General features: G+C 70.3%; 2 protein-coding genes. Both read right to left on the minus strand.

The annotated features are described in order from the left end of the window. The coding region (locus DBR34_RS17170) for a PAS-domain containing protein (protein ID WP_128097689.1) at positions 1 to 2,404 on the minus strand (2,404 nt) is incomplete at its 3' end. 56 nt (positions 2,405 to 2,460) lie between these two features. Beyond that, on the minus strand, positions 2,461 to 3,609 hold the full coding sequence (locus DBR34_RS17175; protein ID WP_128097690.1) for a porin: 1,149 nt from the start codon (positions 3,607 to 3,609) through the stop codon (positions 2,461 to 2,463). Between the last annotated feature and the right edge of the window lie 9 nt (positions 3,610 to 3,618).

The raw sequence follows: 3,618 nt of genomic DNA on the forward strand, positions 1-3,618 counted from the left end.
GCGCCGAGGCGATCTCCAGCGCCGCCTGCGGGCCGTCGGCCAGCTCCACCGCGCAGCCCCAGCGTTCCAGCAGCGCGCGGGTGGCGGCGCACACGCGCGGGTCGTCGTCGATGCTCCACACCCGGCAATGCCGCAGCGGGCTGTCATCGCCCACGTCGCTCGCGATGGCCGGTGCCGGCGTCGGCGCCGGAATCGACGCCGCATCGCCCAGCGGCACGCTGACCGCGAATACACTGCCGCGGCCCAGCGTGGAGTGCAGGTGGATGCCGTGGCCCAGCAGGCGGCCGATGCGTTCGACGATGGCCAGGCCCAGGCCCGCACCGCGTTCCTGCTCGACCCCATCATCCAGCCGGCGGAACTCCTCGAAGATCTCGCCCTGCAGGCTTTCCGGAATGCCCGGGCCCTGGTCGTGCACCTCGATGCGCAGCTGGTTGCCCACGCGCCGACAGCCCAGCAGCACGCGCCCCCGCGGGGTGTAACGCAGCGCGTTGGACAGGAAATTCTGCAGGATGCGGCGCAGCAACGCCTCGTCGCTGACCACCACCGCGCGGGTGTCCACCCAGCGCAGCTGCAGACCGCGGCTGTCGGCGGCAATACCGAATTCGCGTGCCAGCGTTTCCAGCAGCGGCGACAGCGCGAAGGCCTGCACCTGGGTCTGCAACGCGCCCGATTCCAGCCGCGAAATATCCAGCAGGCTGGTCAGGATCGCGTCCTGCGCGGCCAGCGCCGCATCCACGTGTTCGCTCAACTCGCGCGCATCGCCGGCCAGCTTGCCGCGCAGCACCGACACGAACATGCGCGCGGCGTTCAACGGCTGCAGCAGGTCGTGCACCGCCGAAGCCACGAAGCGGCTCTTGTAGCGGTTGGCGCGCTCGGCCTCGCGGCGCGCCTCGTCCAGGTCGCGGGTGCGCTCGGCCACGCGGTGCTCCAGCGCATCGGCCAGCGAGCGCAGTTCACGCGCGGTGTTCTTGTAGGCGGTGATGTCGGCGTAGCTGGTGACAAAGCCGCCATCGGGCAGCGGATTGCCGCGGATCTCCAGCACGGTGCCGTCGTCCTTCTCGCTCTCGCGCATGTGCGGGCGGCCGCTGCGCAGGTGATTCAGGCGGCGCTCGATGGCCTCGTCGATAGGCCCCGGGCCCAGCAGGCCACGGCGTGCGTTGTAGCGGAAGATCTCCTCGATGGGGCGCCCCTCGCGGATCAGGCCGGCCGGGAACTTGAACAGTTCCAGGTAGCGCGCGTTCCACGCCACCAGCTTCTGCGCGTTGTCGATCACCACCACGCCCTGCGGCAGGTGGGCCAGGCTGCGGCTGAGCCCGCTGTCGGCCTGCTGGGCGGCCTGCAGCACGCCGTCCTGCGCGGTGCGCAGCTCCTCGGCATGCTGGGCCAGCACGGTTTCCAGCTCGCGCCGGCTGCGTTGCCGATGCGCATCCAGACGCCGCCGCTGCTGCACGAACAGCACCAGGAAGCCCAGCGCCAGCCACGCCGCGCCGCCGCCGATGGCCGCGCTGCGCCCGGCGCTGGTGGCCGCGCCGGCATCGTGCAGCAGGTGCAGGTTCCAGTGCTCTTCGGGCAGGGCCAGGCTCTGCCACAGCATCGGCCCGGGCAGCACCGGGTCGAGCAGGCGCACCATGCGCCCGCCGTTCTCAAGCACATCTTCGGTGCGCACCCGCAGCGGCTGCAGCGAGCGGTCGGCGTACTGCCGCGCCTCCAGCATCTCGCGGCGCTCGCCCGGCCCCAACGGGCGCAGCAGGCGGTAGCGCCAGGCATCGCGGTTGGCCAGGAACACCACGTCGTGCTCGTCGCTGGCCAGCACCACGTCCGGGCTGGACAGCCATTCCTGTTCCAGTGCCGACAGTTCGATCTTGATCACCACCACGCCGATGCGCCGGCCGTCTTCCTCGATGGCCTGGGACAGGAAGTAGCCGGGCACGCCGGTGGTCATGCCGATGCCGTAGAAGCGGCCACGGCCGGTGGCCAATGCCTGGCGGTAATAGGGGCGGTAGCTGTAGTCCTCGCCCACGTTGCTGCTGCGCTGGTCCCAGTTGCTGGCGGCCACGGCCACGCCGTCGTGCCCGACCAGGGTCAGGGTGGAGGCGCGGGTGACCTGGTTGGCGCGCTGCAGTTTCAGGTTCAGGCGCTGCCGGGCGGCGGCGTCGGGCACCTGCAACAGCGCGCGGCGCAGGTCCGGGTCCAGTGCCAGCACCTGCGGCAGGGTGCCGAAGCGGTCGATGCGTTGTTGCAGGCCCTGGCCGTACAGTTCCAGCTGGCGCTGCACCTGCGCGCTTTCGGTGGCCAGCGCACGGCGCCACGCATAGTGCCCGGCGGCGGCCGCGCACAGCACGGTACCGCCGATCATCAGCAGCAGGGTGAGCAACAGGGTGCGGTGGCGGCCGAGCCAGTACATGGCGGCAGTCTACGGTCGTGCGGCGGGCGCGGTGTACACGCCCGCCGCGATGCCGATCAGAAGTGCATCTGGGCGCGCAGTTCGAAGATTTCCGGCGTGGTGTGCACGCCGCGACGGCTGGCGTCGGCCTTGACGTAGTTGGCCTGGAACTTGAAGTGGCTGGTGAGGTACCAGTTGGCGCCCAGGGTCCAGTCGTGCTGGCGGCCACCGAAGACATCGGCGTCGTCCAGGTCCAGGCGGCTGTAACGGGCCACCAGTTCTACCGCGCCGTAGTCGTGGGCCGGCTTGATGTTGGCCACCGCGCCCGCGCTGTACGGACGCGATTCGCCGGTGAGCACCCAGCTGGCCATGGCGTACTGGCCGTTGCCGGTGTAGTCCGGCTTGCCCTCACGGGTCACGGTGGTCTGCAGCGCTTCGGCCTGCAGCGAGAACGGGCCGCGGATCCAGATGCCTTCCAGGCCGGTACGGCGGATCTGGTCGGCGGTGGCCAGCGCGCCCGAATCCACCAGGCGGATGTCGGTCAGGCCGGCTTCCGGACGGGCGCGCAGGCGGGCGCTGGCTTCGTGGTGCACGTCGCGGCCATCGCGGTAACCGCGCGGGTTTTCCTGCGAGTAGGCCAGGCCCAGGTGCAGCACGTCGCCGGCGGCCTTGACCGGGGTCCACACCGCACGCACGGCCTGGGTGGTGCCGGGGTTGTCGCCCTGCAGGTCCTTGCCGCCGTAGGCGCCTGCCTGCAGCAGGTATTGCGGGCGTTCCAGCACCCATTCGGCACCGGTGCGGCGGCCTTCGTAGAACGCCTGCACGGGCAGGGCGGTTTCCAGGAAGCTGCCGGCGCGCGAGGAGGTGCCTGCGTCCAGGCCCACCGGGGTCTTCATGTAGCCGAAGCGGAAGCGGCCGATATCGCTGCCGAAGAAGGCCTTGCTCTCAAAACGCACGAACACGTCCAGCCAGGTGTCGGCCTGGAAGTCGTAGTACACCATCGCGTCGTACACGCCCTTCTTCTTCAGGGTGGCGCCGAATTCCTTGCGGCGCACCGCGTCATCGTCTTCGATGCCGCTGTTGCCGGAAAAATCGTTGAGGTCGTAGGCGATGTTGGCGGTGGCAGCCAGTTCGGTGCCATCGCTGAAGGCGACCTTGGTCGGCCAGTTGTCGAAGTCGGCGGCCGAAGCCAGGGCGGGGGTAGCAGCCAGGCACAGGGCCAGCAGGGTCGGGGT

The organism is Stenotrophomonas sp. HMWF003, from assembly GCF_003061285.1.
Classification (GTDB): Bacteria; Pseudomonadota; Gammaproteobacteria; order Xanthomonadales; family Xanthomonadaceae; genus Stenotrophomonas; species Stenotrophomonas maltophilia_AP.